This is a genomic window from Nocardiopsis alba DSM 43377 (genome assembly GCF_000341225.1).
GTDB classification, from domain to species: domain Bacteria; phylum Actinomycetota; class Actinomycetes; order Streptosporangiales; family Streptosporangiaceae; genus Nocardiopsis; species Nocardiopsis alba.
Genome location: NZ_ANAC01000012.1, coordinates 306,470 through 327,730, shown reverse-complemented (window position 1 = coordinate 327,730; position 21,261 = coordinate 306,470). Strand labels below are relative to the sequence as shown.

Genomic DNA, 21,261 nt, shown 5'->3' with positions numbered 1-21,261 from the left:
GACGAACCGTAGGACCGAGAGGGCCCGGACCCTCCGGAAGGGGAGAGACGTGACTTTCAGGGCACGAGGACTGTACGCCTCGTCCAGCAAGGAGCCGGGCCGGTTCCGTTGGGGGCCGTGGATGCTCCTGGGCGGCGCGCTCGTGGTGGTCCTCGTGGTGGTCACCGCCGTGTCCGTCCTGGCCAACGTGGTGGTCCACCAGACGGACCGGACGGACTCCTATGGTGGCGCGAGCGAACTGAGACTGGACAACAGGACCGGCGGCCGGGTCGAGGTCACCGCGGTGAGCGGTGACGAGATCACCGTGGAACGCTCCCTCAGGGGAGGCCCCCTGACCGACCCGGAGGAGAGCGTCGACGAGTCCGGCGACGGGCTGGACATCGAAGGTCGCTGCGAGGGGTTGCCGTTCCTGTCGGGATGCTCCATCGACTACAAGGTCGGTGTTCCCGAGGACGTCACGGTCGTCCTGTCCACGGTCTCCGGCCCGGTCGTCGCCGAGGCCCTGACCGGTGAGCTGAGGGTGTCCACCACCAGCGGCGCGGTCCAGATCGACGGCCACGCCGGGGACGTGAACGTGGAGACCACCTCCGGCTCCGCCGACCTGTCCGGGATCGCCGGTTCGCTCACCGTCCAGAGCGTCAGCGGGTCCATCGAGGCCTCCGGCGAAGGGCTCCTGCTGGACGTGGAGACCACCTCCGGGGAGCTGGAGCTGGAGGACTTCGTCGCCGAGGAGGTACGGGCCTCCTCCGTCAGCGGCGACATCGAGCTGGGCGGCGGTTTCACCACCTTGGAGGCCGAGGCCATCTCGGGAGACGTGGAGGTCGACACCGACACCCCGTTCACGTCGATGTCGGTGAGCACCGTCAGCGGCGACGTCGAACTCCAGGTCCCCGAGGGCGTCTACGACGTCGTGGGAGAGTCGGTCTCCGGTGATCGGGAGGTGTCCGTGGACACCTCGGCCGACGCCGACGGCCGGATCGAGGTCGACACCACCAGCGGCTCGGTGCGGATCGAATAGTTCCGGGCGTGTTCGGACGAGGGTCTTTCCCGCGATCGTCGGGAGGGACCCTCCTCCGTTATCCGGCCGGGTCGGAGCGTGTCCATCGCCGCGATGTCCCCACCGAACGGTACGGTCGGCCCCGATACGGCCGTTCCGGTTCGACCGCGCGACGGTCGCGGGGATCTCATCGCATCGAGGAGAAGACGATGGCCGAGTACCTGCTGATCAAGCACTATCGGGGCGCTCCCGCGTCGGTGGAGGACGCTCCGATGGACCAATGGACGCCGGAGGAGGTCTCCGCCCACATGCGGTACATGGAGGACTTCGCGGAGCGGCTGAGGGGGACCGGCGAGTTCGTCGACTCCCGGGCGCTCTCACCGGAGGGCACCTTCGTCCGCTACGACGGCGAGGGGCGACCGCCGGTCACCGACGGCCCCTTTCCCGAGGGCAAGGACCTGATCGCCGGCTGGATGATCATCGACGTCGCCTCCTACGAGCGGGCGATCGAACTGGCCGGAGAGCTGTCCGCGGCCCCGGGTCCGGGAGGCCGGCCGATCCACGAGTGGCTCGAACTGCGCCCGGTCCTTCAGGGGTGATCCTCGCCGGTCCACGTGCGGCCCCGACCCGAGCGGCGGGGTCGCCGTCGGCCTCTCATCCGGCCTTCTCTCCCTCGGGGTCCCGTTCGAAGCGCAGGGCCGCCCAGTCCAGGTCGATGGGTTCCTTGGCGGTGGCGCGCCAACCGGCGTCGGTGAGGGTGTCCCACCCCTTGTCCGCGGTCAGGTCGGTGATGATGGTGCCGCCGCGCTGGGGGAAGCACACCCACAGCCGGGTCCGGGGCCCCACCAGCTCCAGCACTCCGGGACCCTCACGGTCCACGGTGCCCCGGTCGAGGGCGAACAGGTGCACGTCGTCGTAGGAGGCACCTTCGATGACCCCCAGATCGATGTGGATGTCCGCGGGGGCCTCCAACAGCCGCAGGTAGCGTTCGGGGGCGTGCAGCACGAGCAGCCGGTCCCCGGACGCGACCCCCAGCCTCTGGGCGAGTGTGGACGACATTCCTTCTCCGTTCCGACGCCTGTCCGGCCCACCGTACGGTTCCCGGGGGCCGAAACCGAGGATCTTCCCCGTCTGGCCCCCGACATGACCGGGTTTTTAGGATGCCTCCATGACACGAGACAACGATGGACTTCGGTGGGGTGTGGTCGGTACCGGCGGGATCGCGCACGCCTTCATGGAAGGACTGCGGGCGGTCCCCTCGGCCCGGGTCGTCGCCGTGGGCTCACGGGACCGGGAACGGGCCGAGTGGTTCGGTGAGACCTGGGACATCCCCCACCGTCACGGCGACTACCGTGACCTGGCCCTGGACCCGGACGTCGACGTGGTCTACGTGGCCACCCCCCACCCCTGGCACCACCCCAACACCCTGCTGATGCTCGAATCCGGCAAACACGTGCTGGTCGAGAAACCCATGGCGATGAACGCCCTCCAGGTCGCCGAGATGGTGGAGGCCGCGCGGGCCAATGACCGGTTCCTGATGGAGGGGATGTGGACACGTTTCCTGCCCGTGCACCAGGTGGCCCGGGACCTGGTGGCCGAGGGCGCGGTGGGAGAGCCGACCGGAGTCTCCGCCGACTTCGGGATCAACCTCCCCTACGACCCCGACCACCGTCTGTTCAACGCCGACCTGGGCGGTGGGGCCCTGCTGGACCTGGGCGTCTACCCACTGTCGTTGGCCTCCTGGTATCTGGGCGAGATGACCGTGGTGGGGGCCACCCGCCACCTGTCCCCGGACCACATGGTCGATGTCAGGACGACCATGCTGCTGCGCGGTGAGAACGGGGTGACGGCCACGCTGGACTGCGCCTCGCGCACCTCGCTGCCCGGACGCGCGGTCCTGTCCGGGACCGCCGGGTGGATCGAGATCGAGCGCTTCTGGGCCGCCACGGACCTGGTACTGCACCGCGACGGCCACGAACCCGAGAGGTTCCACCGGCCCTTCCGCGCCAACGGCTACGAGTACGAGGCCGAGGAGGTGGCGCGCCGTCTGGCCGCGGGCGAGCGGGAGAGCCCACGGATGTCGTGGTCGGAGAGCCGACGGGTCGCCGAGATCATGGACCGGGTCCGTGACATGGGCGGGCTGGTCTACAGCCCCGGCACCGTCAAGGCCGTCCCCTTGGACTGAGCCCCTCCGGAGAACCGGACGGTCGCGTCGGTGGCCCTTCGTGCGCGGGAGGCGCGAGGGCGGGCCGGCGCGACCGGGGCGACCTGTGGAAGAGCGTGCGGGCCAGGGTGAGGGCGTTCATCCGCGCCACCACCATGACCGCGTCCTTGGGCCCGACCTCTCTGGCGAAGTAGGTGTCGAGTTCGGGGTCGCCGCTGCGTGGGGCGACCCCGTAGATACGTCCCTCGAACATCCGGTAGGCGTTGTGGATGAGCAGGGTGTCGGGGTCCAGCCCCGGGCCGTCGCCGAGCCACTTCGCCGCGTCCCAGGACACACGGGCGATATCGGGGGGTACGTGCTGGTCCCGGCGGGGGAAGACGTGAGCGGCGCCCACCCCCTTGCGCCATCCGGAGTAGACGGCCGGGTTTCTGGTGCGCAGCACCACGTAGGTGCCGCTCCAGGGGTGGGTGAGGATCTCCCTGGTGAGGAAGTGCGTGGTCAGGGCGCTGGAGAGCCCGAACCTACGGTGGGCGGGGACCACGCCCGCCGCGTCCAGGTACAGGGCCCGGCGCGAGGCGAACCGGCGCCGGTGGTAGCCGCCCCATCCCACGGGGATGCCCTGCGGGTCCAGGATCAGGGCCAGACAGGAGATCTGGTCGAAGAAGCCGGAGGCGACGCGGGCCCGCCAGTAGTCGGAGTGGTCGGCCCCGAAGGCCCGGGCCGCCAGCCCGAGCAGGGTGGCCTGGAGTCGGTCGCGACAGGAGGGTTCGAGCGCGGCGGGAGAGTTCCAGCGAGCGATCCGATAGCCGTCGCGGATGGGACGCATGATCGGCGGAACACTGAGTTCGTCCGGTTTCAGGTAGGGAATTCGAGTTTTTTCGGGCACGCGGAAGCCCCGCTTTCGTCACTCTGTGATAACAAGTGATTCCTTAACGTAGCTTCTTTGGCGTGTGGTCGTGCCGGGGTTCGATCATTCGGCGGTTCGGACCCCCACCGGCCGCCGACGCGCGGCCCGGGCCCGGTACAGCCGCCACGCGCACAGCGCGTAGGAGGCCGCGATGATACCGGCGATGACGAAACGCGAGGTCATCAGCTGGTCCTCCGGGTAGACCACTCCGGTCAGGTGGTGATCGATGAAACCGTTCTCCATCACCTCGCGTCCGGTCGCCTCACGCGAGGCGTTCTCGATCTCGGTGAGGAAACAGGACCAGCCGACGACGAGGATCCCGAGCGCGTAGGCGGCCACTCCCAGGTGCGGCCAGAAGAGTCGGGGGCGGATCAGCGCCAGGAAGCCGCCGAAGACGACGTAGGCGAAGAACAGGTAGTGGAGGACCATCGCGGTGTGACCGATGAGGAGGATTCCGAAGTGGCTCATACACGGAAACCTAGGATCCGGGGCGTCTCCCTCTCATCGGTCCTCCTACTCGGTCCTCCTGAGTAGGGGTACTCATGCGCCCGGCTCCCGCCCCCGACCCATACGGGTCAGGTGTTCGCCCAGCGCCACCATCTCCTCGCGCAACTCGATCGGCTCCTCTACCTCGATCTCCATGTCGAGCAGCGCGAGATAGCAGGCCATGGCCCTGAGATCGTCGCCCGCGCACAGCAGGACGCAGGAGTTCTCGTCCACCGCCTCGATGGGACCGTAGTGGGCCGCCGGGCCGCGCGCGGCCTCCTCGGCGCCCACCCCCAGCCGGACCCTGGCCTTGATCGGCCACATGTGCAGACTCAGGCGTTCGGACAGATAGGCGGCGACCCCTTGCTCGGGCGGGTCGCGGGGAGGCACCCGAGGGCCGGTCGGGGTGAGCAGGCGGATCCGGTCCACTCTGAAGGTGCGCCAGTCGTCACGCGCGGTGTCCCAGGCCACCAGGTACCAACGTCGCCCGCGCGAGACCAGACGGTGCGGCTCCACGATCCTCCGACTGAGGGAGCCGTCGTGGCTCTCGTAGTCGAAGCGCAGCCGTTCGCCGTCGCGGCAGGCCCCCGCCACCGACGCCAACGTCTCGGGATCCACCGTGGGCCCCCGGCCCGGCATGGGGACGGTGAAGGCGCCCAGCGCGTCCACCCGTCGGCGCAGACGGGAGGGTAGGACCTGGAGAAGCTTGCCCAGGGCCCGCACGGAGGTCTCCTCGATCCCGGCGACCCCGCCCTGGGCCGCGGTGCGCAACCCCACCGCGACCGCCACCGCCTCGTCGTCGTCCAGGAGCAGCGGGGGCAACTCGGCTCCGGCGCCGAGCCGATATCCGCCGCCGGTCCCCATCAGGGCGTGGATGGGGTACCCCAGTTCACGCAGCCGGTCCACGTCACGGCGGACGGTCCGCGGACTCACCTCCAGGCGCTCGGCCAGATCGGATCCGGGCCAGTCCCTACGGAGCTGGAGCAGCGAGAGCAGTTGCAGCAGTCGGGCTGAGGTCGACTTCATGTTCCGAGTGTGCCAAGAGTGGCGGCCGGAATCGGTCCTCCACTACGAGGACCTCACGAGATCAACCCCGAGAACCCGATCGGGGCCGCATCATCAGGTGGGTCAGCGCCGCCGCCCCCTGGAACGCCGCGGCCAGGGCCGAACAGAGCGCGGGGGAGAGGTCGGCCGCAGGTCCGGCCAGGGCGGCGCCGAGCGCGAAGGCGCTCACCTTCACGCTGGCGGCGGTGGTGAACACCTGGGAACGCAGACGTTCGGGGGCCTCCCGACGCCGTACCGCGAGCAGAGCGGCCAGCTGCGGACCCTCCGCCGCGCCCACGAGCGCCACCGCGAGCAGCAGCCAGAGCACGGAGGGCGCCACCGCCGCCCCCGTCACGCCCACGCACTGGACCAGGACGCACACGAACACCACGGTCTCCGGGCGGGTCCGAAGAGGGCGGCGGACGGTCACCAGGTTGGCGGCCAGGGAGCCCACCGCCATCAATGCCAGCAACAGCGCCCCCTGCGCCGCCCCGCCGAGCGTCCGCTCCCCGAGTACTGGGGTGGCGACCACGAAGGCCCCGGTTCCGGCGATCGAGATCGTGGAGACCGCGGTGACCCGCGCCAGGGTCCGGTTCCCCAGCACCGCGCGGACACCGGAGACCAATTCGGCGAGCAGAGGGACACGTTCGGGAGGGCGCTTACGATCGGGCAGGGCCAACGCCGCGGGCACCGCCAGGGCGACGAGGGCCGCCGCGACCACGACCGAGGTCAGGGCACCGAACCCCAGCGCGACCGCCCCGGCCAGGGCGGGCCCCACCAGGGAGGCGGCGCCGAAGGTCATCGCGTCCCAGGTGCTCACCCCGGTCGCCCTCGAAGCGGAGACCACCCGGGGCAGTTGGGCGGTCCACCCTCCGGACAGCGCCGGACTCGGCAGCCCCACGATCAGGGCCAAGGCCACCACCGGCGCCACGTGCAGGCGCCCCACAGGCAGGGCGACGGCCACCAGACCCAGCGCGTACAGAACCAACAGGATCGCGAGCAGCCGTCCCGGACGCCGGGACCGGTCCAGGGCCACACCGACCAGAGGGCCGCCGATCGCGGCGGTGGCGGTCACCCCCGCCAGCAGGGCCGAACCCGTGGCCGCGCTTCCGGTGACCGCGACCCCCAGCAGCAGAAGGGCCGGCCCCGAGGCCTCGTCCCCCGTACGCGCGGCCGTCGCTCCGCACAGATAGAGCACCGTCGCATAACGCTCGCTCATCCACGGAAAACTACAAAGTAACGAGAAAGAACTCCATGGGCGTTACATTGGAGTCATGGCACCCGGAGAACCCTTCGTCGAGCCGACCCCGGTGGGTTCCACCAGGGCCTTGGCCGAACGCACCACCGACCTGCTCAACGCGCTCGCCGACCGGACCACGGACGCGACGACGATCACCACGATCCTGACCAGGCACGGAGAGATCGACCCCGAGCTGGACGAGGAGGACGTCGCGGCCCTGCGCGAGGTCGCCGTCGAACTGCGCCACGTACTGGCCGCCGACACCCTGGAGAGGACGGCCACCCGACTCAACACCCTGCTCGCGCGCGAGGCCCGCCCACCACGCCTGGCCGACCACGGCGGAAGCCACCCGTGGCACCTGCACGCCGACAGCGACGACGAGGCGCCCTGGGACGAATGGTTCGCGGCCTCCACCGGCCTGTTCCTGGCCTCGCTCGTCTCCCAGCGGCAACGTCTGCCCGGCGGGGTGTGCGCGGCGCGCGACTGCGAACGGGTCTTCGTCGACACCGCCCACGGCAGCGGACGACGCTACTGCTCTCGTCGCTGCGCCACCCGCACCCGGGTCGCCGCCCACCGTCGAGCCCGAGGCCGCACCTCCTAGCCCAGCGAGGCCTCGGGGATCAGGACGCTCAGGCAGGTCACGCATCCTTCGAGCTTCTCGAACTCGGAGATGTCCACCGGCAGCACCCGCAGATGCTCGGCGGTCAGCAGATGCACGGTCTCCGTGGCGGCGGCACTGACCAGCACGTCGCGCCCGCCCAAGGGGACGACGTGGGCGCCGGGCTCCTCCGCGACCGGGCGGATCGGCGGCAGGTCGGCCGACTCCACCGCCTCCGGCAGACCGATCAACGAACCGTCCGGCAGCGCGGTGACCGCCGACTTCAGGTGCAGAACCCGCCCCAGACGGACCCGACGCACCTCGCGACCCAAGGGCGCCAGCAGCCGTTCGAGCTGGTCGGCGCCCTCCTCGTCGGTCCTGCCGTCCACACCCACGTAGACGGTGTTCCCGACCTGGAGGACGTCGCCCCCGTCCAGGTTCCCGGGCTTCTCGATCCGGGCCACCCTCAACCCGAGGGAACGGGCGGCCCGCTCGGCGCCCTCGACCTCACCACGCCGCTCCCGGGCCCCCGGCCTGGTGACCACGGCCAGGTTCTCGCACACCACCAGGGTGTCCTCCACGAACACCGCGTCGGGGTGCTCGGGGGCCGGATCCACCTCCACCACCCGCCACCCCGCCGAGGCCAGCGTCTCCTGATAGATCGTGTACTGACGTGCGGCGAGCACCGGATCCACCACGGAGCGGGAGAGATGGGTGACGATGCCCTCGGACAGTCGGTGCCCCGGCGGCCGGGTCAGGGCGATCCCACGATAGGTGTAGCCGTCCAATGCGTTCTCCTGCTGTGTTAGGGGAAGGGAGCCGGACTCCGCGATGGGGCCGCAGCCTATCCGCGTCCTTTCCCGGGATCGGTGATCGGCACGCGGGGTGGGCGACTTGTCCCGGGACGTTCTCCCAGGCAGGCTGGACCCCATGGACGTGATCGTGGTCGGCGGCGGCATCGTGGGAACCAGCGCGGCGTTCCACCTGGCGGGCAAGGGCGTGTCCACCGCGTTGGTGGACGCCGCCCACGCGGGCCAGGCCACCGCGGCGGGGACCGGCATCGTCTTCCCCTGGCCCTTCCCCTGGGACGACCCGCGGGAGCAGGAGTTCAAACTGCGCGCCGCCGAGCACTATCCGCGTCTCATGGCCGAACTGGCCGAGGACGGGCATCCGGCCGGCTACGAGGTCGTCGGCGGGCTGTCGGTCGACCGCGAGGGGGACGACTCCGGGTTCGACCTGCTCGACACGTTGTCGCGCCGCCCGGAGTTCTCCACCATGGGACGCGTGGAACGCCTCGCCCCGGGCGAGCCGCGCGCCCACTTCCCACTGATCCCCGAGGAGTACGGCGGCGTATACATCGAGGGCATGGCCCGGGTGAACGGCCGTACCGCCCGATCCGCGCTGTTCGACGCGGCCGAGGAACGCGGACTGCGCTACTTCAAGGGCGACGCGCGCCTGCTGTGGAACGGACACCGGGTGACCGGCGTCCGCGTGGGCACCGAGGACCTGGAGGCCGACACGGTGATCGTCGCGGCCGGCGCCTGGTCCACCGAACTCCTCGCGGTGACCGGCGTCGACCTGGGCGTACATCCGATCCGCGGCCAGATGACGCACTTCTCCCTCCCCGGCCGGGACACCCGATCCTGGCCGGTGGTGCGGTTCGGCGAACGCGACTACTACGTGAGCGCCGCCGCGCCGGATCGCGTGGTCACCGGAGGCACCGTGGAACCCGAGGCGGGCTTCGACCGCAGGGTGACCGCCTCGGGGCTGCTGGAGAACCTGTCCACCGCCCTGGAGGTCCTGCCCGAACTGAGCGAGGCCACCGTGGTCGAGACCAGGGTCGGTTTTCGCCCCGGAACCCACGACGGACGCCTCTCCCTCGGGCCGATCGAACGGCTGCCCGGGGTCGTGGTCGCCACCGGCGCGGGCTCCCAGGGGCTGACCTTCGGCCCCTTCCAAGGGCTGGTCGCGGCCCGGCTGGCGATGGGGCAGGACCCGGGCGTCGACCTGTCCGCCTTCGTCCCCGACCGCGCGCAGAGCCCCACCTGGGGCCGTCCGGGAGGAACCCGGCAGGGTTGAGTAGGCGTACTCAGGCTCGGAACGGCGCGAAGGCCCAGGATGGGGGTATGAGCACCCCCACTCCTCTCCCCAGGTCCACCGCCCAGTTCTACCTCCAGGCGATCATCGCCTTCGCGGTCTCCTCCATCGGCGTCACCGTCGGCATCTTCTACCTGCCGGTCGACCCCTGGGTCCGCGCCTTCCTCGGGATGAGCGTCCTGTTCGTCATCACCTCCACGTTCACCCTGGCCAAGTGCGTCCGCGACCGTCAGGAGGATCTGATCGCGGCCGAGCAGGCCCAGTACCACCAGCAGATGCCGATCTGGCAGGGCGACCCCGTCCGCTCCTGAGACGCCCGGGGCGGCACCGGATCCCTTCCGGTGCCGCCCCGAGAACGGTGTTCAGACGTTGGGCGGAAGGTCGGTGCCCGCGCCCCGTCGCCGTGCGCGCGGCGGGGCGTGCCCCGTGTGGGAGGCCGCCTTCTCACCGGCACCGCGGACCTGGAGCCCCGCGTCGGCGATCATCGCCAGATCGTCCCGACCGGCCTGCCCCTCGCTGGTGAGGTAGTCGCCCAGGAAGATCGAATCGGCGATGTGCAGCCCCAAGGGTTGCGACGAGCGCAGATGCATCTCCCGACCGCCCGCCAGCCGTACCTCCACGTCGGGGAAGACGAAGCGGGTCGCGGCCAGGATCCGCAGACAGCGCGGGGGCGTCAACTCCCAGGTGCCCTCCAGGGGCGTGCCCTCGAAGGGCATGAGGAAGTTGACCGGCACCGAGTCCGGCTCCAGCTCCCGTAGGGCGAACAGGGCGTCGATCAGGTCCTCGTCGCTCTCGCCCATCCCCACGATCAGCCCCGAACAGGGGGAGAGGCCGGCGTGGGTCGCGCTCCGTACCGTCGCCACCCGATCCGCGAAGTCGTGGGTGGAGCAGATGTCGGAGTAGCGTTCCTCGGAGGTGTTGAGGTTGTGGTTGTAGGCGTCCACGCCCGCCTCGCGCAGCCGGTCGGCCTGCCCCTCGGAGAGCAGCCCCAGACAGGCGCACACCTCGACGTCGGGGTGGTCCCGCTTGATGCCCTCCACCGTCGGGGCCAGACGGTCCACGTCGCGGTCGGTGGGGCCGCGGCCACTGGCCACCAGACACACGCGGGCCGCACCCGCGGCGACCCCGTGGGAGGCCAGCTCACGGGTCCGGTCGGGGTCGAGCCAGGTGTACTTGACGATCCCGGCCCGGGATCCCAGGCGCTGGGAGCAGTAGGAGCAGTCCTCCGGGCACAGGCCGCTCTTGACGTTGACGAGGTAGTTGAGCTTGACGAGCCGTCCGAAGTGGTGATGGCGGACCCTGGACGCCGCCGCGACCAGCTCCATCAGCTCCTCGTCGGAACCCTTCAGGACCCGGAGAAGCTCGTCACGGGTGGGCGGCAGGCGTCGTAGGGCCTTCTCTGCGAGGGAATCGAATGTCGTCACGCCCTCGATCCTGGACGCGACACGGGTGCCCTGACAGCCACCGAACCCGCCAGGTTTCGGGCCGAGTTCTTGTGCGGTCGAGACCATCGACGTACGGGATCAGGCCCGGCTCCACACGGCGGGATAAGGAGAAAGAGGATGTCGGGCCTCCAGAACCGCGCTGAGACAGTAGGGGAGCGCGCACAACACTCCGCTCATAATCGACCAGGCCGGGCTCCAGGGCACGAACACACCGAGCACGAGCACGATGGGAAAGATCAGAGTGAATGCCCAACGAGGCCACACGTGGCGAGGACGCCCCAAGAACGGCGCGACCGTCCCCGCGGTCCTGCGTTTCCACATGGGACCGAGGATCAAAGGTGTCATGATGAAGGGCAGAACAGCGAGCGGAAACCCCTCGCCCTGTTGCCACACAAGCCCCAGCAGAGCCACCGCAACCGCGGCGGCCCCTCCGGAGAAGGCCCCCGTCCCCAGACAGAAGAGCAGGTAGGAGCGGCGCAGCCGCAGCGCGATCTCTCGGTGCTCTCGCCAGGCCTGCTCACCGAGGGGCGTACCGATCAGTGCCTCCATGCGTAACCATGACACCACGGCCTGATTGAGAAGAGGGGGCGGCCAGAGGATGTGGACACATCGTCTCCATTCCAGGGGTGGGGTAGAAGGAGCGTCCGGCTCGCGAAACACCCTACACAGAAGTGCGCTCCGGACTCCGGTGTGTACCATTGAGGCCCGCGCCCGAACGACCCCCCGGGGACCACCATGTCCGATCTGGCTCGAACTCGTGCCGAAACACTCGCGAACATCCTCTACGCCGAACACGACCTCGATGGGGCCGTCGGTCGGGCCCGTGCCCAGGAACGCTCTCGAAGCGAGGACCCCTGGTCGCACTATGTTCTGGGCCTGGCCTTGGGCATGCGCTACATCGGCAGTGACGACCCCGCGGACATCGAGGGTGCTCTGGAACATCTGGAGAGGGCCATTCGCCTGGGGGGCGAGAACGATCCCCACGCCGCCGATTTCCGTCAACAACTGGCCGGTGCTCTGAGTATCCGGTGGACACGTGCGCTCATGGACGATCCGGACACCGACCCCTCCGAATTGGCGGGCGCGCTGGAACTGGCTCGTGAGGCGTTGGAGATGACCGAGGAGAACAGCCCCCACCTTCCCGTCCGGTCGATGCAGGTGGCCGAGTTCCTCGCCCAGGGGGCGGCCGGCCCGGAGGGCCTCACCGAAGCGCTGGGGCTCACTGAACGCGCACTCGCCATGGCTCACCCGGACGACCCTCGCCTGTCGAGGTTCCAGCACGCCCACGCCCAGATCATGTCGCGTATCGCCTCCCAGGAGGACGCGCCCCCGGGCATGGCCTTGGCCGCGGAGAACTCCGCCATGAGAGCCGGCCACCTCGCGCCCGCTTACGATCCGACCCAGTTGAAGATCTTCGAAACGATCCAGACGACCCGACTCCTCAGGATCCGAAGCGCCGGCTGAACACGGCCCCCACCACTGCGCCCCGAGGCGAATATCGGAGAGTGTTCGACCACTCCAGCGTTGCGTCCCCCGTTCGCCGCCGCCGTTGGGCACCGTGGTGCCGACAGGGCCTCGGGTGCGCCCTGGAAAGGAGCTCTCGTTGAGAGAAACCGGTAGGAGCGGGGCGGGACACCACGACGGTGGCGCCGACCTCGCCCACGTGACCATGATCGCGGCGGCCGCCGCGATGGGCGGCTTCCTGTTCGGCTACGACAGCGCCGTCATCAACGGCGCCGTCGACGCCATCCAGGCCCACTTCCAGGTGGGGCCGGCCGTCCTCGGATTCACCGTAGCCTCGGCGCTGTTGGGCTGTGTGGTGGGCGCCGCCACCGCCGGTAACATCGCCGACCGGCTGGGGCGTATCCGCGTCATGCAGATCGCCGGCGTGCTGTTCGCGGTCAGCGCGATCGGCTCGGCACTGCCCTTCAGCGTCTGGGACCTGACCTTCTGGCGGATCCTGGGCGGGGTGGCCATCGGTATGGCCTCCGTGATCGCCCCCACCTACATCGCCGAGGTCTCCCCGGCCGCCTATCGAGGGCGTCTGGCCTCCTTGCAACAGCTCGCCATCGTGCTGGGGATCGCCGCCTCGCAGCTGGTCAACTACGCCATCGCCGCGGGGGCCGGCGGCAGCGCCCGTGACACGATCGGCCCGCTCCAGGCCTGGCAGTGGATGCTCGGCGTGGAGATGCTGCCCGCCCTGGTCTACCTGGCGTTGAGCCTGGTCATACCGGAGTCGCCCCGATATCTGGTGCGATTGGGCCGGGTCGACCAGGCACGGCGGATCCTGGAGGACGTCGAGGGCGGCGGTCAGGCCAGGGTCGACCGTCGGATCAACGAGATCCGCGAGGCCCTGGGGTCGGAGGTCCGCCCCCGGCTGCGCGACCTGACCGGACGCTACGGTCTGCTGCCCATCGTGTGGATCGGTATGGCCGTCTCGGCCTTCCAACAGTTGGTGGGCATCAACGTCATCTTCTACTACTCCAGCTCCCTGTGGCAGTCGGTGGGGGTGGCCGAGGGCGACTCCCTGCTGTTGAGCCTGTTCACCTCGGTGGTCAACATCATCGGTACCGTCATCGCGATCATGCTGGTGGACCGGGTGGGACGAAAGCCCCTGCTGTTGGTGGGATCGGCCGGGATGACGGTGGCGTTGGCGATCGCCGCCTTCGCGTTCTCGCACGCCCAGGTCCAAGGTGACACGGTCACGCTCCCCTTCGCCTGGGGTGCGGTGGCGCTGGTGTCCGCGAGCTCCTTCGTGCTGTTCTTCGCCCTGTCCTGGGGTGTGGTGGTGTGGGTGCTGCTGGGGGAGATGTTCCCGCTGCGCATCCGCGCGGCCGCCATGGGCGTGGCCACCGCGACCCAGTGGCTGACCAACTGGCTCATCACGGTCAGCTTCCCGAGCCTGCGGGACTGGAGCCTGCCCGGCGCCTACATGATGTACTCGGGCTTCGCGCTGCTGTCCTTCCTCTTCGTGCTCAAGTTCGTTCGTGAGACGAAGGGCAAGACGCTGGAGGAGATGACCGGCTGAGACCGGTCCAAGAGTGATCGCCGCCCTTCGAGGATCCCGTTCCGGGTCCTTCGAAGGGCGGCGTCTCGTATTCGACCGGCCCCGAATGCCTCGACCGCGGCGGGTGGCCCCGAGCGGGGATAGGGCCGGCCCCTGCCGATACTCCGGTGAGCCAATGGTCAGAGGCGGTAGAAGGCCGCGGCGTTGTCGTGGAGCACCGCGTCCAGGTGCTCGCCTGCGGCCTCGGCCACCAGCTCCAGATCCGTGTCGGCGAAGGGGCGTCGCGCCCGCGTGGAGGGAAGGTCGGTGCCCACCATCAGCGCGGTCGGATCGACCTCGATCACGGCCCGCATCGCCTCGAGGGGATCCAGGTCGACGCGCCCGAAGCCGGTGGCCTTGACCCGCACCCCCCGTTCGACCAGCCGCAACAGGGTGTGCAGCCCATCGGAGCGCAGCCCCAGATGGTCCACGCTCACGGACGGCAGGGCCGCCACGGTCGAGGCGATCCCGTCCAGGTCGCGGGCGTCGACGTAGAGCTCGGTGTGCATACCGGCCACCTCGTGGACCCGGCGGGCCAGGGTGTCCAGGTGTTCCAGGCTCGCGGAACCGCCTCGTCGCAGGTTGAACCGGACGGCGCGCACCCCCAGTTCGGCGAGTTCGACGACGCGCGCGTCCAGGGTGTCGTGCGGGATCTGGGTGACCCCGACGAAACCGGGCCCCAGCTCCCTCAGGGCGTGGAGCAGGTAGTCCTGGTCGAACCCCTGAAAGGACCCGGAGACCACCGCCCCTCCCACCACCCCGAGAGTCTCCACACGGCGGCGATACCGCTCGACGGTGAACTCCTCGGGCAGGTAGCCCTGGTTCGGGATCAGGGGGAAACGAGGGTCGATGATGTGCAGGTGGGCGTCGAAGAACGGCCGGGGAGTGCTCACGGCGGGTCGCCTCTCGAAAAGTCGGCTTCGGGCCCCGGACTCTACCGAGCACTCGACGTCACGCCCCGGAAGGAACCGCCCTCTCCGGACGGAGGCACGGATCCTCCGCGCCGGAAGGCGACCCCGGCCGCGCTGTGGGGCGTGTCCCCGAAGGAACACGCCCCACAGCGCGACGTCAGTCCTCCTCGCCCCGTGCGGGCACCCGGCCCTCCAGTAGGTCGCGCACCTCCTCGGCGTCGGTCTCGCGCAGCTCCTCGTCCAGGAACAGCCAGCGGGTGACGCCGATCGACTCCAGGAACGGCAGATCGTGGCCGGCCACCAACAGGGCCCCCTCGTAGGCGGACAGCGCACCGATCAGCTGGCGGACGCTGGACACGTCCAGGTTGTTGGTGGGCTCGTCCATGATCAGCAGTTGCGGCGCCGGTGACGCCAGCATGGTCATCGCCAGGGTCGCCCGGAACCGTTCCCCGCCCGAGAGCGTTCCCGCCTCCTGGTCGGCCCGCGCGCCCCGGAACAGGAACTTCGCCAGCTGGGCACGGATGTTCTGCGGGGGCACGTTCGGCGCGGCCCGCTCCACGTTCTCGGACACCGACAGATCCTCGTCCAACAGGTCCAGCCGCTGGGGCAGGAAACGCACCGGCACCGTGACGCGGGCCTCGCCCTCCGCCGGCTCCAGCTCCCCGGCCAGGGTCCGCATGAAGGAGGTCTTGCCGGCCCCGTTGCGACCCACCAGGGCGATCCGCTCGGGTCCGCGGATCGTCAGGTCGGCTTCGGAGAGACGTCCGTATCGAGGGCGTAGTCCGCTCACCCGGGCCACGTCCCGACCGGCGGGCACGACGGTGTGCGGCAGCTCCACCCGGATCTCGGCGTCCTTGCGGACGGCCCCCTCGGCCTCCTCCTTGCGGTCGCGTGCCTGTTGGAGCCGGTCCTCGTGCAGTCCCTTGAGCCTGCCGGCCGACTCCTGGGCCGAACGCTTGAGGTTGCCGGCGACGATCTTGGGGATGCCCCCTTGGGCGTCCAACTTCTTGCTCTGCCGTCGACGGCGGGCCAGCTTGATCTGGGTCTCCTCCATCTCCTTCTTCTGTTTGCGCAGGTCGGACTCGGCCGCGCGCAGGGTCCGTTCGGCCGCCTCCCGCTGGACGTCCAGAGCCTCCTGGTAGGCGGACCAGCCGCCTCCGTACCAGGTGATCTCGCCCTTGCGGAGTTCGGCGGTGCGGTCGACCCGCTCCAGCAGGTCCAGATCGTGGCTGACCACGATCAGGGTGCCCGAGCGCCAGGAGTCCACGGCGTCGTACAGACGTCGTCGGGCGAACAGGTCGAGGTTGTTGGTGGGTTCGTCGAGCAGCAGCACGTCGGGGCGTTCCATGAGCAGCGCGGCCAGGCGCAGCAGCACGGTCTCCCCGCCGGAGAGCCGACCCACGGTGCGGTCCAACCCGATGCCGTCCAGCCCCAGGGTGCCCAGGGTGGCCATGGCGCGTTCCTCGACGTCCCAGTCGTCGCCGATGATCTCGAAGTTGGTCTCGCTCGCGTCCCCGGCTTCGATCGCGTTGAGCGCGGCGCGCTTGTCGGCGATGCCCAGGGCCCGATCCACCGTCAGGTCGGTGTCCAGCGTGATGTTCTGCGGCAGGTAGGACAGGTGGCCGTGGACGGTCACCGCCCCGTGCGCCGGGGTGAGCACCCCGGCCATCAGGCGCATCAGGGTCGACTTGCCCGAGCCGTTGACGCCGACCAGGCCGGTGCGTCCCCGTCCCACGGCCATGGACAGGCCGTCGAAGACGGTGGTGTCGTCGGCCCAGCGGAAGGTCAGGTCGGAGCAGGTCACCGAGGCGTCGGAGGTGACGGGAAATGACATGGTGTTCTCGCAGACGGAAGCGTGATGGGAAAGGGCTTCGTATGCGAGCACCACGCGGCCGACGGCCGGGCAGAGAGGTGAAGGGATCCTGAGGAACGAGGGACGGCCCGTGCACCGAGGTTGCAACCACGCGAAGAAGACGACCGGGGGTCGTACCGCGTGATGATCGCGAACCTCAGATGCGCAACGTCCACCTCATTCGTAGACAACAGGACGTGAGTACTTTACCCACCCCGGCTCGGCTGTCAACCATGGCGCCGTCGTGCCGTGGGTCTCATCGCTCCAGGTCGATTCTTCGTTGGAGGAACTCCTCCCGGTCGATCTCTCCTCTGGCGTAACGCATCCGTAGTTCCTGTTCGGCGGGGTCCAGAGGCGGGGGAGCGGGCGGGTACGGCTCGTTCGGCCGGTCGACGGTGCGACGGCCTCGGGCGGAAGTTCCGGCCTCTCCCGCGAGGAGCACGAAGAAGAAGGCCAGGGGCAGGATGACCAGGATCATGATCATCGCGATGAAGACGGGCATGGGTCCCCTCCCGTGGTCCGCGCGAGAGACGGCTCTCCCTCGCCCTCACCTCCTTGTCTACCCTTCCGGAGGGGAGCGCACCAGGGGGAACATGGACCTGTGGACAGCGACCACGGGTGCACGTTTCGTCCCTTATCGCCGTAATCTGGGTTGCCGCGATCCGGAATCCGCTCGACCTCGGGAAGAAGGGGCGGAATGCGCGTCCTCCTCGTGGACAACCACGACAGCTACACATTCAACGTCTTCCAACTCCTGGCCCGCGTCCTGGGCGAGGAGCCGCGCGTGCTCGCCAACGACGCCGCGGAATGGGAGGGGTTCGACCCCGCCTCGGTGGACGCGGTCGTGGTGTCACCGGGCCCCGGGCATCCCGCCGTCACCCGCGACCTGGGACGGGTCCCCGCGCTGTTGAGCCGCCTGGACCTCCCCGTCCTGGGGGTCTGCCTGGGCCACCAGGCCATCGCGCACCTGGCCGGGGCACGGGTCGATTCGGCCCCCGAGCCCCGCCACGGTCACCTGAGCCGTATCCGCCACACCGGTACCGGACTCTTCGCCGGCGTGCCCCAGGACTTCACCGCCGTGCGCTACCACTCGCTGGCGGTCTCCGAACCCCTTCCCGACACCTTGCGGGCGACCGCCTGGGCCGAGGACGGGGTGATCATGGCCCTGGAACACCGCGATCTGCCCCGATGGGGGGTCCAGTTCCACCCGGAGTCGATCTCCGGGGAGTACGGCGCGGAACTGATCTCCGGCTTCCTCGACCTGGCCCGACCGCACGCCCGACGTCGCCCCTCCCTCGCCACGGTCCCCACGCCCCCGCGCGCGCTCGGCCCCGAGACCGCGCCCCTCCACGTCGCGGAGATCGATCGGGCCGTGGACACCGAACACGCCTTCGTCCACCTGTACTCCGACGCCGAGTACGCGTTCTGGCTGGACAGCTCCCGCCCGGAGGGGCCGGCCCGCTTCTCCTTCCTGGGCGCGGCCGAGGGCCCCACCGCCGAGGTGCTCACCTACGACGTGGGCGACGAGGGCGTCCGCGTACGCACCCCCTCGGGTGTCTCGACGGAACCCGGCACCGTCTTCGACGCCCTGGAACGCCGCACCGGACACGCTCCCCGCCCCACCGGCCTCCCCTTCGACCTCGCCGGGGGATACGTGGGGTACCTGGGGTACGAGCTCAAGGCCGACAGCGGGGCCTCGAACACCCACACCGCCGCGACCCCCGACGCCGTGTGGATGCGGTGCGACCGACTCGTGGCCGTGGACCACCACGAGGACCGCACCTACGTGGTCTCCTCCGAAGGAGGTGACGAGGGCAGGGTCTGGGTCGAGGCCACCCGGGCCGCCCTGGTCGACCTGCCCGCGCCTTCGCCCCCGCCGCCCGGCGCGGCCCCCGCCCACCTGCCCGACCTGCTCGAACGCCCGGGTCCGGGCTACGTCGACGACGTGAAGACCTGTCTGGGATACCTCGCCGAGGGGGAGAGCTACGAGATCTGCCTGACCGACCGGGTCCATCTGCCCGACCTGGGGGAGGGCGACGATCTGGACTTCTACCGTCGACTGCGCGCCGCCGCCCCGGCCCCCTACGCGTCCTTCCTGCGGCTGGGGGAGGTGACCGTCATGAGCGCCTCGCCCGAGCGGTTCCTGCGGGTGGGCTCCGACCGGGTGGCCGAGAGCCGCCCGATCAAGGGCACCGCCGCGCGTCACGCGGACCCCGAGGTCGACGCCCGGATCGCCGAGGAGCTGAGGCTGGGGGCCAAGACCCGCGCCGAGAACCTCATGATCGTGGACCTGCTCCGCAACGATCTGGGGCGTGTGTGCGAGATCGGTTCGGTGGAGGTGCCGGCCTTCATGTACGTGGAGTCGCACGCCACCGTCCACCAGTTGGTCTCCACGATCCAGGGGCGTCTGCGTCCGGAGGTGACGACCCTGGAGGCCGTGCGCGCCTGTTTTCCCGCCGGTTCGATGACCGGCGCCCCCAAGGAGCGCACGATGGAGATCATCGACCGGTTGGAGGGCTCGGCGAGGGGCGTGTACTCGGGTGCCCTGGGCTATGTGTCGCACACCGGCGAGGCCGACCTGAGCGTGGTCATCCGCACGGCGGTGCGGGCCGGCTCAGAGGTGACCGTGGGGGCGGGAGGGGCGATCGTCCTGGACTCGGTCCCGGAGGAGGAGTACGAGGAGATGCTGCTCAAGGCGGGTGTTCCCGCACGGGGACGCTGACCACCGGCGCCCCTCTCGTTCAGGGCCCGAAGGCCCGTAGGGCGGTGTCGACGAGGGCGTCGGCGTACTCGGCGGTGAGCGGACCGGAACGGTGCAGCCAACGCTGGAAGAGCGGGGCGTAGAGCGTTTCGAGCATCAGGTCGAGATCGGCGTCGGGGGAGAGCTCACCGGCCTCGCGCGCGCTGAGCAGGCGCGCCCTCTTGGCCTCGTCCAAAGGTCGGGCGAACTCCTCCCGGTATCGGGCGGCGAGGGTCTCGTTGTCGGAGACGGCGGTGTTGACGGCGCGCATCAGCCGGTCGAAGGCCGGATCGGTGAACTCCTCTACGGTGGCGCGCAGGACGAGCCGCAGATCGGCCCGCAGATCCCCGGTGTCCGGAAGCGCGATGTCGTCTCCGTCCCGGTTCTCGCCGAGGGCGAGGATGGCCGCGAAGACGACCGCGTCCTTGGAGGGCCAGCGTCGGTAGATGGTCTGTTTACCGACCCCGGCGCGGGAGGCGATGGCCTCGATCGAGACCCCGTCGTAGCCCTCCTCGGCCACCAGGGCCCGGGTGGCCTCCAGGATGGCCCGTCGTGAACGTTCCTTGCGCCGGGAGTGGTCCGGCCCTTTGTTGTCGGTCATGGCCTCAGCGTACCCCCGAAAAGAAACGAGACGGTCCGTTTTGAATGTGTTCGCGCCTCCGTCCACGGACCCCCCGAAGACGCCCTCAACAGGCGCCCACCCGCGCCGTGGACCGCAGGACACCACCATCGTGGGTGGACACCCAGGCCGTCCCGCAGGTGAAGGGCACCTCGGCGCACCCCTTGGACAGGCACGGCTCCCAGGAGCCCTCCGGCGGGTCGACCCCCTCCCTCTCCAACGCCCGTACCGCCGCACACCCCGGGCCGGGCTCGTCCGGCCCCAGGGTCGCCAACAGAGCGTGGGCCCCGCGCGGCCCGAAGGCCGCCACGGCGCGACGACGCAACAACCGCTCCGTCTCCGGAGGCAGCCCCTCACGGAACACCCTCGCCTCGGACAGGGTGACCAACGCCAGATCCAGGGCCGCCCGCTGGTCGGTGGTGAGTTCGGGGTGGCCCCATTCGTAACGGCGCAGATGCTCCAGCCACAGATCGCGTCGCCGCTCGGGGGCCAGCTCGGCGAACATCAGCCGGCGTCGCACCAGGGGATGGGAGACGAACGCGTCGTAGTCGGTCGGCAGACGAGTACGGTGGGCCTCCACCCACTCCCTGGCCAGCGCGTGGTCGGAACGGGCCAGAGGCGGGGTGCGGCGGCCCAGGGCCATCACCAACGCGGCGCGCGCCCCCGTGGCCAGGCGGCTCAACCGGCATGGACGCTCCTCGGCGGGGAGGGGGATCCTGGCCCGGCTCACCTCTCCCAAGGTCTCCAGAACCCTGAGGGTGGCCCGGGCCCCCAGCCCCAGGACCAGGGGCGGGATCATCGACGCCCCCTTCCAGCAGCGCTCCCTCGACCCGCCCAGACGGATCAGCGTCGGCACCCACGGCGCCGTCGGCCCCCACTGACGGGTCCGCCGGAACCGCACGTCCGGGTGGGTGAGCGGCAGGGTCTCCAGCCGGCCTTCGGAGACCGCCGCGACCGCCGCGGAGATGTTCGCGCACCGTTCGCACGAGGCGTCGAAAGCCAACACGTACCGAGCCCGCACGTCCTTCATGAGCCCCCTTCCTGAACCGGTACCAGTCTTGGCGGGCCCGGTCGTACGTGGGGCGGGTTTTCGGAACTCGGGGTGCGGAATCGCC

The 21,261-nt window shown here is 70.2% G+C and carries 22 protein-coding genes; 9 read left to right on the top strand and 13 right to left on the bottom strand.

Annotated features, from left to right (window positions below):
• Positions 1-121 precede the first annotated feature (121 nt).
• Positions 122-1,018 carry a DUF4097 family beta strand repeat-containing protein gene (locus D451_RS0113870; protein ID WP_017534872.1) on the top strand — a complete coding sequence of 299 codons (897 nt, stop codon included), beginning with the start codon at positions 122-124 and terminating at the stop codon, positions 1,016-1,018.
• Positions 1,019-1,206: 188 nt separating this feature from the next.
• On the top strand, positions 1,207-1,596 hold the full coding sequence (locus D451_RS0113865) for a YciI family protein (protein WP_014912407.1): 390 nt from the start codon (positions 1,207-1,209) through the stop codon (positions 1,594-1,596).
• A 55-nt stretch (positions 1,597-1,651) separates the two neighbouring features.
• Here D451_RS0113865 and D451_RS0113860 read toward each other — a convergent pair whose 3' ends face one another.
• Positions 1,652-2,056, bottom strand: a complete 405-nt coding sequence (locus tag D451_RS0113860) for a hypothetical protein (RefSeq protein WP_014912300.1) — start codon at positions 2,054-2,056, stop codon at positions 1,652-1,654.
• 109 nt (positions 2,057-2,165) lie between these two features.
• Between D451_RS0113860 and D451_RS0113855 the strand changes: the two genes are divergently transcribed.
• Positions 2,166-3,182: a Gfo/Idh/MocA family protein gene (locus D451_RS0113855; RefSeq protein WP_036568099.1), complete on the top strand. Its 1,017-nt coding sequence runs from the start codon at positions 2,166-2,168 to the stop codon at positions 3,180-3,182.
• Here D451_RS0113855 and D451_RS0113850 read toward each other — a convergent pair.
• The 4 genes from D451_RS0113850 to D451_RS0113835 all read right to left on the bottom strand — a co-directional run bounded on the left by D451_RS0113850 (position 3,160) and on the right by D451_RS0113835 (position 6,817).
• The gene (locus D451_RS0113850) at positions 3,160-4,047 is read right to left on the bottom strand and encodes a hypothetical protein (protein WP_017534870.1); all 888 of its coding nucleotides are present in this window, start codon (positions 4,045-4,047) and stop codon (positions 3,160-3,162) included. The genes D451_RS0113855 and D451_RS0113850 overlap by 23 nt on opposite strands.
• Positions 4,048-4,131: 84 nt before the next feature.
• Complete coding sequence (locus tag D451_RS0113845) at positions 4,132-4,536, bottom strand: DUF2784 domain-containing protein (protein WP_017534869.1); 405 nt, start codon at positions 4,534-4,536, stop codon at positions 4,132-4,134.
• Positions 4,537-4,608: 72 nt separating this feature from the next.
• Positions 4,609-5,580, bottom strand: a complete 972-nt coding sequence (locus D451_RS0113840) for a helix-turn-helix transcriptional regulator (RefSeq protein ID WP_017534868.1) — start codon at positions 5,578-5,580, stop codon at positions 4,609-4,611.
• 61 nt (positions 5,581-5,641) lie between these two features.
• Positions 5,642-6,817, bottom strand: a complete 1,176-nt coding sequence (locus D451_RS0113835; protein ID WP_017534867.1) for an MFS transporter — start codon at positions 6,815-6,817, stop codon at positions 5,642-5,644.
• A gap of 55 nt (positions 6,818-6,872) precedes the next feature.
• On the opposite strand from D451_RS0113835, the gene D451_RS0113830 reads away from it, so the two are divergent.
• Positions 6,873-7,439 carry a CGNR zinc finger domain-containing protein gene (locus D451_RS0113830; protein ID WP_017534866.1) on the top strand — a complete coding sequence of 189 codons (567 nt, stop codon included), beginning with the start codon at positions 6,873-6,875 and terminating at the stop codon, positions 7,437-7,439.
• Here D451_RS0113830 and ddaH read toward each other — a convergent pair.
• A complete protein-coding gene (ddaH, locus tag D451_RS0113825) occupies positions 7,436-8,224 on the bottom strand; it encodes a dimethylargininase (protein WP_017534865.1) in 789 nt (262 codons plus the stop codon). The two genes, D451_RS0113830 and ddaH, sit on opposite strands and share 4 nt — an antisense overlap.
• Before the next feature lie 142 nt (positions 8,225-8,366).
• On the opposite strand from ddaH, the gene D451_RS0113820 reads away from it, so the two are divergent.
• Complete coding sequence (locus D451_RS0113820) at positions 8,367-9,515, top strand: NAD(P)/FAD-dependent oxidoreductase (protein ID WP_036568097.1); 1,149 nt, start codon at positions 8,367-8,369, stop codon at positions 9,513-9,515.
• Between the two features lie 47 nt (positions 9,516-9,562).
• Entirely contained in the window at positions 9,563-9,844 is a 282-nt protein-coding gene (locus D451_RS0113815; protein ID WP_014912919.1) for a YiaA/YiaB family inner membrane protein, read from the top strand.
• Between the two features lie 51 nt (positions 9,845-9,895).
• On the opposite strand, the gene bioB is transcribed toward D451_RS0113815, so the two are convergent.
• Together bioB and D451_RS0113805 are read right to left on the bottom strand one after the other, a co-directional pair.
• Complete coding sequence (gene bioB / locus D451_RS0113810) at positions 9,896-10,957, bottom strand: biotin synthase BioB (RefSeq protein ID WP_017534863.1); 1,062 nt, start codon at positions 10,955-10,957, stop codon at positions 9,896-9,898.
• 99 nt (positions 10,958-11,056) lie between these two features.
• On the bottom strand, positions 11,057-11,527 hold the full coding sequence (locus D451_RS0113805) for a hypothetical protein (RefSeq protein ID WP_017534862.1): 471 nt from the start codon (positions 11,525-11,527) through the stop codon (positions 11,057-11,059).
• A 186-nt stretch (positions 11,528-11,713) separates the two neighbouring features.
• Here D451_RS0113805 and D451_RS0113800 point away from each other — a divergent pair, with 186 nt between their 5' ends.
• Together D451_RS0113800 and D451_RS0113795 are read left to right on the top strand one after the other, a co-directional pair.
• Entirely contained in the window at positions 11,714-12,442 is a 729-nt protein-coding gene (locus D451_RS0113800) for a tetratricopeptide repeat protein (RefSeq protein WP_017534861.1), read from the top strand.
• Between the two features lie 205 nt (positions 12,443-12,647).
• Positions 12,648-14,006 (top strand): sugar porter family MFS transporter, encoded by a 1,359-nt coding sequence (locus D451_RS0113795; RefSeq protein WP_241463338.1) that lies wholly within the window; start codon positions 12,648-12,650, stop codon positions 14,004-14,006.
• A gap of 158 nt (positions 14,007-14,164) precedes the next feature.
• Here D451_RS0113795 and D451_RS0113790 read toward each other — a convergent pair whose 3' ends face one another.
• The 3 genes from D451_RS0113790 to D451_RS0113780 form a co-directional block, all read right to left on the bottom strand.
• On the bottom strand, positions 14,165-14,917 hold the full coding sequence (locus D451_RS0113790) for an amidohydrolase family protein (protein WP_017534859.1): 753 nt from the start codon (positions 14,915-14,917) through the stop codon (positions 14,165-14,167).
• 175 nt (positions 14,918-15,092) lie between these two features.
• The gene (locus D451_RS0113785) at positions 15,093-16,769 is read right to left on the bottom strand and encodes an ABC-F family ATP-binding cassette domain-containing protein (protein ID WP_017534858.1); all 1,677 of its coding nucleotides are present in this window, start codon (positions 16,767-16,769) and stop codon (positions 15,093-15,095) included.
• 274 nt (positions 16,770-17,043) lie between these two features.
• The gene (locus D451_RS0113780; RefSeq protein WP_017534857.1) at positions 17,044-17,289 is read right to left on the bottom strand and encodes an SHOCT domain-containing protein; all 246 of its coding nucleotides are present in this window, start codon (positions 17,287-17,289) and stop codon (positions 17,044-17,046) included.
• Positions 17,290-17,484: 195 nt separating this feature from the next.
• Between D451_RS0113780 and pabB the strand changes: the two genes are divergently transcribed.
• The gene (gene pabB / locus D451_RS0113775; protein WP_017534856.1) at positions 17,485-19,509 is read left to right on the top strand and encodes an aminodeoxychorismate synthase component I; all 2,025 of its coding nucleotides are present in this window, start codon (positions 17,485-17,487) and stop codon (positions 19,507-19,509) included.
• Positions 19,510-19,528: 19 nt separating this feature from the next.
• Here the strand turns inward: pabB and D451_RS0113770 are convergent, their stop codons facing one another.
• Both D451_RS0113770 and D451_RS0113765 read right to left on the bottom strand, forming a co-directional pair.
• Positions 19,529-20,128, bottom strand: coding sequence for a TetR/AcrR family transcriptional regulator (locus tag D451_RS0113770; RefSeq protein WP_017534855.1), 600 nt, complete (start codon positions 20,126-20,128; stop codon positions 19,529-19,531).
• A gap of 85 nt (positions 20,129-20,213) precedes the next feature.
• Positions 20,214-21,176, bottom strand: a complete 963-nt coding sequence (locus D451_RS0113765; protein ID WP_017534854.1) for a bacteriocin fulvocin C-related protein — start codon at positions 21,174-21,176, stop codon at positions 20,214-20,216.
• Positions 21,177-21,261: the final 85 nt, after the last annotated feature.

Excerpts from the sequence above, each read along its gene's own strand:
- D451_RS0113870 (WP_017534872.1), top strand. The coding sequence starts at position 122 with ATGCTCCTGGGCGGCGCGCTCGTGGTGGTCCTCGTGGTGGTCACCGCC.
- D451_RS0113865 (WP_014912407.1), top strand. The coding sequence starts at position 1,207 with ATGGCCGAGTACCTGCTGATCAAGCACTATCGGGGCGCTCCCGCGTCG.
- D451_RS0113860 (WP_014912300.1), bottom strand. The coding sequence starts at position 2,056 with ATGTCGTCCACACTCGCCCAGAGGCTGGGGGTCGCGTCCGGGGACCGG.
- D451_RS0113855 (WP_036568099.1), top strand. The coding sequence starts at position 2,166 with ATGACACGAGACAACGATGGACTTCGGTGGGGTGTGGTCGGTACCGGC.
- D451_RS0113845 (WP_017534869.1), bottom strand. The coding sequence starts at position 4,536 with ATGAGCCACTTCGGAATCCTCCTCATCGGTCACACCGCGATGGTCCTC.
- D451_RS0113840 (WP_017534868.1), bottom strand. The coding sequence starts at position 5,580 with ATGAAGTCGACCTCAGCCCGACTGCTGCAACTGCTCTCGCTGCTCCAG.
- D451_RS0113835 (WP_017534867.1), bottom strand. The coding sequence starts at position 6,817 with ATGAGCGAGCGTTATGCGACGGTGCTCTATCTGTGCGGAGCGACGGCC.
- D451_RS0113830 (WP_017534866.1), top strand. The coding sequence starts at position 6,873 with ATGGCACCCGGAGAACCCTTCGTCGAGCCGACCCCGGTGGGTTCCACC.
- D451_RS0113820 (WP_036568097.1), top strand. The coding sequence starts at position 8,367 with ATGGACGTGATCGTGGTCGGCGGCGGCATCGTGGGAACCAGCGCGGCG.
- D451_RS0113815 (WP_014912919.1), top strand. The coding sequence starts at position 9,563 with ATGAGCACCCCCACTCCTCTCCCCAGGTCCACCGCCCAGTTCTACCTC.
- D451_RS0113805 (WP_017534862.1), bottom strand. The coding sequence starts at position 11,527 with ATGGAGGCACTGATCGGTACGCCCCTCGGTGAGCAGGCCTGGCGAGAG.
- D451_RS0113800 (WP_017534861.1), top strand. The coding sequence starts at position 11,714 with ATGTCCGATCTGGCTCGAACTCGTGCCGAAACACTCGCGAACATCCTC.
- D451_RS0113795 (WP_241463338.1), top strand. The coding sequence starts at position 12,648 with ATGATCGCGGCGGCCGCCGCGATGGGCGGCTTCCTGTTCGGCTACGAC.
- D451_RS0113785 (WP_017534858.1), bottom strand. The coding sequence starts at position 16,769 with ATGTCATTTCCCGTCACCTCCGACGCCTCGGTGACCTGCTCCGACCTG.
- D451_RS0113780 (WP_017534857.1), bottom strand. The coding sequence starts at position 17,289 with ATGCCCGTCTTCATCGCGATGATCATGATCCTGGTCATCCTGCCCCTG.
- pabB (WP_017534856.1), top strand. The coding sequence starts at position 17,485 with ATGCGCGTCCTCCTCGTGGACAACCACGACAGCTACACATTCAACGTC.
- D451_RS0113770 (WP_017534855.1), bottom strand. The coding sequence starts at position 20,128 with ATGACCGACAACAAAGGGCCGGACCACTCCCGGCGCAAGGAACGTTCA.
- D451_RS0113765 (WP_017534854.1), bottom strand. The coding sequence starts at position 21,176 with ATGAAGGACGTGCGGGCTCGGTACGTGTTGGCTTTCGACGCCTCGTGC.